Consider the following 6582-nt stretch of genomic DNA (forward strand, 5'->3'; position numbering starts at 1 on the left):
CGACAGCGGGAACGAATTTTTTCACTGATTGAAAAGACACCTTTAAGTCTTTTATTCGAAGAATAGGATCCTTTTCCACGTTTGCACCTACCTGTTCATTCGTTTGTTATTATGTATTCCTTCTTATCAGAAATATAATAATATAGTAAATTTTAAAACTATTATGACATATATAACTTTAGAGGTACTATCCATTTTTGTCAATTACGTGAAAAAAGTTCAAAATATCCCAGTTCCGCAGAGCCGCGTTGATGCAATAAAGGACATTTGAAGTTTTTCACCAAAATCCTAAATTTAAATACTAAAATACTAAAAGATCCTAAAAAGTAATAAAAAACCCTGCAAGACTATTGTTTTCTTACAGGGAATCTCAATACAGTTTTTAGTTTTTGTACATCAGTCCTGCGCGGGTCAGATAAATAAATTTCCCGGTGGATTTTACTTGTTCGAATATAGCCATTTCCCTCGCAAAAGAACTCCATTTTAGCGAAACTTTCTGGTTCATTATCAAATGGTCCGATATGCATAATTTGGCAAGAAAGACCGTCTGTTAGCTCACCAAATATTGCTTTCTCAAGGTATGGATTGGGCTTTTTCTTTTTCGTTTGCTCCACAAATTTCGCAAATAGATTCTGGGTTAAAAAATCAGGTTGTCGGATCATAATCGTATATTTGTAATTACTCTTGTCTTGTACCGGCTTAGATTTATCGATCAAATCCCAAACTCCTTCAAGCGGAAAAACAGTATACTCATAGTATCCGTCAGGTACTTCATTACTTTTATAGGACATTTTCACAGCATAACTAAGACTGTATAATGCTTCAGTTGCTACAGCAAATTCCTCTCCGTTTGGGTCTCCCGTTCCACTTATCATAATAAAAGGCATCTTTGGTACATCAATAATTACTGGTACAGTTTTTGGCAGGTAAATGTGCTTATACGTTTTCTTATACTCAACTTTTGTGCCCATAGTTTATCTCCTGTTTCTATTATATATGCTCGCAAAAGGTGCCTATGGATCTCCGCTCCATTTTTGAGGATCGGCCAAAACCAACAATATGCTTTAACATATCCATTATAAAAAATTATTTTTTCATACCGGTATAAATATGAATGGCATCTCTTAAAAACGCTGCTGTACCTGGCTGTTCTTTATCATAATAGGCGGTAAATCTTTCATCATCCACATACATTTGTGCAAGACCTGCATGACCTTCCTTACTATATTCAGTCCAATAGTAGCATAACCATTGTTTATGGAGATCAGCAGCCTTTTGAGCTAAATCTCCTGCAGGGTCTCCCGTTTTATAAGCCTCAGCAAGGGTTTCTGTGATCAGTTCAGCTAACTTAGTCACCTCCTCATATTGCTCTTGTGTCATATTCTGAAGTTTTGCATTGGACTTATTTACGGTATCATCACCGTACTTTTCACGAATCTCTTTTCCATATTTTTTCTCATTTTCATCCACCATTTTTTTCTTAAAGCCCTCGAACTTTTCTTTATTTGACATTTTCATTCTCCCTTCTGTTACTGCAATTGTCTTATCCACATTTGCAATTAACAATTCTAATTGTTCCTTTTTCTCAAGGAGTTTTTTACGGTGCTCTTTCAGTGCAGTTGCCCCGTCAAAGGAAGGAGCCGTTACGATTTCTTTAATGTTCTCTAAACTGATTCCTAATTCCCTGTAAAATAAGATTTGCTGCAAGCGATCTACTTCTGCTTGACCATAGATTCGATATCCTGACGAATTAATTCTTGCCGGCTTAAGAATCCCTATTTCATCATAATACCGAAGTGTTCTGGTGCTAACTCCTGCTAGACTTCCAAGCTTCTGCACGGTATATTCCATTCGCTCACCTCCTTGTTAAACTAACGATACACCTTTACGCAACGTCAATGTCAATAAAAATAAAGCCCATTTTTTTAGAAAAAGGTGCCTGACACCACAGATGGACATATGTCCATCTGTGGTGTCAGGCACCCAATTAATTCTAATAGACCTGATAGTTCCCTCGGCCTTTTTCTTTTGCTTTGTATAGGGCTATATCTGCTTGTTTCAGCAGCAATTTTTCGTCCTGTTTATAGGGTGGAGAATAGAAGGATATTCCAATACTTGAAGCAACCCGTATGTGGTGCTTCTCAATAAGCCAATTACTACGGAAGGAGGATAAGATTCTTTCTGCAATTTCAATGGATTTCTTTTTATCATATAAGTTAGTAATAAGAATGCCAAACTCGTCACCGCCTATTCGAGCCAGTAAATCTTTCTCTCGAATACAAGCTTTTACACGCCTTGAAAATTCCTTTAGTAATTCATCACCAATATCATGCCCTAATGTATCATTAATAACTTTAAATTTATCGATATCAAGATAAAACACAGCAAGAGTTCTTTTTGACTTTTCCGCTCGGATCATTTCTTCTTTTAACATTTTTGAAAAGAAATTTCGATTAGGCATTCCTGTTAAATAATCATGGAGGGCATGGTGTTTTAATTGTTCTTCATACTTTTTTCTTTCAGAAATATCTTTATATACCGCCACAGCTCCATCCCAATTTCCGTTACCATCATAAATAGGGGAATAGGATGCTAATACATCAATTAATTTCCCGTGCTTTGTGATCCGCTGAACTTCATGGGAAGGAACGACTTCACCATTTTTAACCCTATTAATAATTTCTTTTAAATCCTCTTTACTGTTCATAGGAATAATACTAATGGTCCGATCATTAAGAATTTCCTCCTCGGTCCAACCTAATAAATTTATAAATGATTTATTTACCGATACAAAGTTTTGGTGTCTATCAAAGGTATACATCGCATCTGCGGCACTGTTCCACACTAGTTCAAAACGGTCATTCATCCGTTTTAATTCATTTTCTCTTTCTTTTCTTTCTGTTATATCACGGACGACTGCCAACAAATGGGTGCATTCTCCATTCTGATTGCACACTGGGGTAATGGTAGATTCCCAATACACTAATTGACCAGGAGCATATTTATTATTTGGCTTATTTGATGAGAATGAAGGGGACACAAGAATCTTATCTTCATAAGTAATTGGCTCCCCCGAATCTATCGCCTGCTTATACTTAGCCTCGATTATATTGAAAACAGCTTTGGGCAATACTTCCTCTAATGGCTTACCAAAGGACTTTGTCGTTAGTCCAGAAAAAGACGTTGCGGGCTCATTCGCAAGTACATAGCTAAACTTACCATCCTTGCCTACCTTTGTAACGTAGACTAAATCTGACATGTTGTTAAATAATTGCGAAAATAAATCGATTTTATTTAATGATTCAAGAATATTTTTATCTGCACTCATAATTCGCCTTTCATTAATAAAGGATATCTTAGAAGAATAGTTTGCTCTTTTTAAACCAAAATTAAAGATAAAGAATACTTCTATCACTCTAGTAGAGTGAAAAGTCTCTTTTCTCAGAATGTATTTATTATTTTAAAAAAACTTTCTTTTCCGATCTAAATTAATTAAAATTCAGTATTGTCAACGTTTACAATCTTTAATAACTTCTTTTGCTAAAAAATGTTTTTGACAATTCAAAACTTCAGAAAGTATTATAATATAATATAAAGGGAGGTAATAACATGTCAAACATCAATAGACAGAAAATTGTGGATAGTGTACCCCAAACAGGGTTTTTCGGACATCCTAAAGGACTATCTACCCTTTTCTTTACTGAATTCTGGGAGCGTTTCTCGTACTATGGAATGAGAGCCATCCTTGTTTTCTATATGTATTATGAAGTTTCTAAAGGTGGATTGGGCATAGATCAAAATCTCGCACTTTCGATCATGTCCATTTATGGATCACTTGTTTATATGTCTGGAATCATTGGCGGCTGGTTAGCTGACCGAATCTTTGGTTCTTCAAAAGCCGTGTTTTACGGTGGAATCTTAATTATGTTTGGACATATAGCACTTGCTGTACCAGGCAGTGTTGCTATGTTCTTTGTATCCATGGTATTGATTGTTCTAGGTACTGGATTGCTTAAACCAAATGTCTCTTCCGCAGTAGGTGAATTATATAGCGAAAAGGATCAACGTCGTGATGCAGGTTTTACTATTTACTACATGAGTATTAACCTGGGTGCATTCATTTCACCATTAATCGTTGGATCGATAGGCAACTTCCACATAGGTTTTTCGATTGCAGCAGTAGGTATGTTCCTTGGATTAGTCGTATTCAGTGTAACAAAGAAAAAAAATCTTGGTCTAGCAGGAACAATGGTTGCAAATCCAATGGCCCCTGCAGAAAAGAAAAAGGTCTTCACTATTATTGGATTAGCTGTAATTATTCTTGCTGTTGTATGTGCCGTATTAATTCCAAAGGGTCTTTTAACTTTTGCTAGCTTTATTAATATTGTCACTTTCCTTGGTATTCTTATCCCAACGATCTACTTCGTTGTCATGTATCGCAGTCCTAAAACAACTGCAGTAGAACGTTCAAGAATTATTGCTTATATTCCATTATTTATTGCAGCGGTTATGTTCTGGGCCATTCAAGAACAAGGCTCAACCATCCTTGCAAATTACGCAGATAAACGCACTCAATTAAATTGGTTAGGAATTAAGATTTCTCCAGCTTGGTTCCAATCTTTAAACCCATTATTCATTATCATCTTTGCACCAGTATTTGCTTGGATTTGGGTTAAATTAGGAAAGCGTCAGCCATCGGTACCACAAAAGTTCTCATTATCATTACTATTTGCTGGGTTGTCATTCCTAGTTATTCTTATCCCGGCTTATCTTGGCGGTACGGATTCATTAGTAAGTCCACTCTGGCTAGTTCTTAGTTATTTAATCGTTGTATTTGGTGAGTTATGTTTATCACCAGTAGGTTTATCAGCAACAACTAAATTAGCACCAGCAGCATTCTCAGCACAAACAATGAGCTTATGGTTCCTAGCAAGTGCTGCTGCACAAGCATTGAATGCGCAAGTTGTTAAATTCTACACCCCTGAAACAGAAATGACCTACTTTGGTGTGATTGGCGGCGCATCCATCGCCCTAGGTATTATCCTATTAATGTTATCACCTAAGATTCAAGGATTCATGAAAGGGATAAAATAAATAAGAAAAGCGAAAGCGCCCGTTTAGCGGCGTATGGACTGGAGCACTTTGACTGAGATAAAGGAAACACGGAGAGCGTTAGCGATCCGATGTTGACTTATCGTAGGGAAAAGGGCGAAGTACACTAGCCGCTGGGCGCTGGAGCCAGACAGTTATCTAAGTTCAGAATCTCTTCATTGTTTTTTCGAAAAAGTGCCTGGTCTTCTCATCCCTTGAATAACGGATGATAAGGCTGGGCACCTTTTTTATTTATGATAAGATATTCATAGTGATTGGAGGTATACATATGTATTTAAAGGATAAAGTGAAACACCTTTCCTCTTCCCCCGGAGTGTATTTAATGAAGGACTCCAACGGACAAATTATTTATGTGGGAAAGGCAAAAAATCTTAAGAATCGTGTCCGTTCATACTTCCAAAATTCAAAAGCCCATACTCAAAAAATCATCAAGCTGAAAGCCAGCCTGAAGGATTTCGACTATATCCTTACTGACACAGAATTTGAAGCCTTTATGCTCGAATGTGAATTAATAAGGGAAATGAAGCCTATTTTTAATCGGATGATGAAAAATCCTCAGTCCTATGTCTACATCAGGATTCACAAGGAAGGAGCGTACCAAAGAATAGAAATTTGTAAAGACGCAGATAAGCCAGATAGCCTTTATTTTGGCCCATATAAAAGCAAACATATTGTAGAAAGGGCGCTACTAGGAATGAAAGACTTCTATAAGGTGAACTGCAGCAGCCCATCTAATAAGAATACTCCATGTTTAAACTATTCCTTAGGTTTATGTTTAGGGATGTGTATGGGAGGGGCAGCTCTCAATGAGTACAATGAAAGAATAAACAAAATCCCTGCATTGCTACAAGGCCAAGATTTAAGTCTCCTCAGCGAAATGGAGCAAAAAATGATGGAGGCCTCTGAAAAGTTCGATTTTGAAATTGCGGGGAAATACAGAGACACCTTGGAGGCAATCCACTCTCTCCTTCATAAAGAACAAATGATCGAATTTACGGAAGGCAATAAAAATATAGCTGTTATTGAGCCGTTAACGGGCCAGTCTTTCAAACTATTCCTTATTAATAAAAACAAAATAATTTATAGTGAAAAATTCAAATCCTCTGAGATTGAATCGGTCCACAAAACAATCAAGTCCAATATTTTAGCTACTTTTATAAGGAATGAGAACAAACCAATAATAAAAATCAGCAGAGATGAGATTGACTTTGCACAAATCATTTATAGCTATTTAAACAGCAGCAACTGTAGTTATATTATTATTTCGGAGCAATTACTTAATAACCCCTTCACCCACTTAGACGATGAAATAAACAAGTTAATGCCTAGTTATTTATTTAATCGATAGATTAAAAATCGCTCATTTGGGTTATGTTCATGAACGTGAGGAAGAATAATTTCTTTAATTAATTCAAACATGGTGTCATTTTCTAAATAATAAATATAATCCTCTGATGGATAATATAAAAT

The 6582-nt window shown here is 36.2% G+C and carries 5 protein-coding genes and 1 pseudogene; 2 read left to right on the top strand and 4 right to left on the bottom strand.

Annotated elements, in window-relative coordinates; all coding sequences use genetic code 11:
• Positions 1–347: 347 nt before the first annotated feature.
• The 3 genes from V7659_RS14870 to V7659_RS14880 form a co-directional block, all read right to left on the bottom strand.
• Entirely contained in the window at positions 348–971 is a 624-nt protein-coding gene (locus V7659_RS14870) for a GyrI-like domain-containing protein (protein ID WP_335540661.1), read from the bottom strand.
• Between the two features lie 115 nt (positions 972–1086).
• A complete protein-coding gene (locus V7659_RS14875) occupies positions 1087–1851 on the bottom strand; it encodes a MerR family transcriptional regulator (protein ID WP_335540662.1) in 765 nt (254 codons plus the stop codon).
• A 142-nt stretch (positions 1852–1993) separates the two neighbouring features.
• Positions 1994–3328: a diguanylate cyclase domain-containing protein gene (locus V7659_RS14880; protein ID WP_335540663.1), complete on the bottom strand. Its 1335-nt coding sequence runs from the start codon at positions 3326–3328 to the stop codon at positions 1994–1996.
• A 281-nt stretch (positions 3329–3609) separates the two neighbouring features.
• On the opposite strand from V7659_RS14880, the gene V7659_RS14885 reads away from it, so the two are divergent.
• Together V7659_RS14885 and V7659_RS14890 are read left to right on the top strand one after the other, a co-directional pair.
• Complete coding sequence (locus tag V7659_RS14885; RefSeq protein WP_335540664.1) at positions 3610–5094, top strand: peptide MFS transporter; 1485 nt, start codon at positions 3610–3612, stop codon at positions 5092–5094.
• Between the two features lie 286 nt (positions 5095–5380).
• Positions 5381–6460: a GIY-YIG nuclease family protein gene (locus tag V7659_RS14890; RefSeq protein WP_335540665.1), complete on the top strand. Its 1080-nt coding sequence runs from the start codon at positions 5381–5383 to the stop codon at positions 6458–6460.
• Here V7659_RS14890 and V7659_RS14895 read toward each other — a convergent pair.
• A pseudogene (locus V7659_RS14895) lies at positions 6442–6582 on the bottom strand (SAM-dependent methyltransferase); the annotation flags it as partial. The gene V7659_RS14890 and the pseudogene V7659_RS14895 sit on opposite strands and share 19 nt — an antisense overlap.

Origin of the sequence: Neobacillus drentensis, assembly GCF_036966985.1 — a bacterium.
Lineage (GTDB): Bacteria > Bacillota > Bacilli > Bacillales > Cytobacillaceae > Neobacillus > Neobacillus drentensis_E.

Coding starts and splice junctions, on each gene's coding strand:
- V7659_RS14870 (WP_335540661.1), bottom strand. CDS start 971: ATGGGCACAAAAGTTGAGTATAAGAAAACGTATAAGCACATTTACCTG.
- V7659_RS14875 (WP_335540662.1), bottom strand. CDS start 1,851: ATGGAATATACCGTGCAGAAGCTTGGAAGTCTAGCAGGAGTTAGCACC.
- V7659_RS14880 (WP_335540663.1), bottom strand. CDS start 3,328: ATGAGTGCAGATAAAAATATTCTTGAATCATTAAATAAAATCGATTTA.
- V7659_RS14885 (WP_335540664.1), top strand. CDS start 3,610: ATGTCAAACATCAATAGACAGAAAATTGTGGATAGTGTACCCCAAACA.
- V7659_RS14890 (WP_335540665.1), top strand. CDS start 5,381: ATGTATTTAAAGGATAAAGTGAAACACCTTTCCTCTTCCCCCGGAGTG.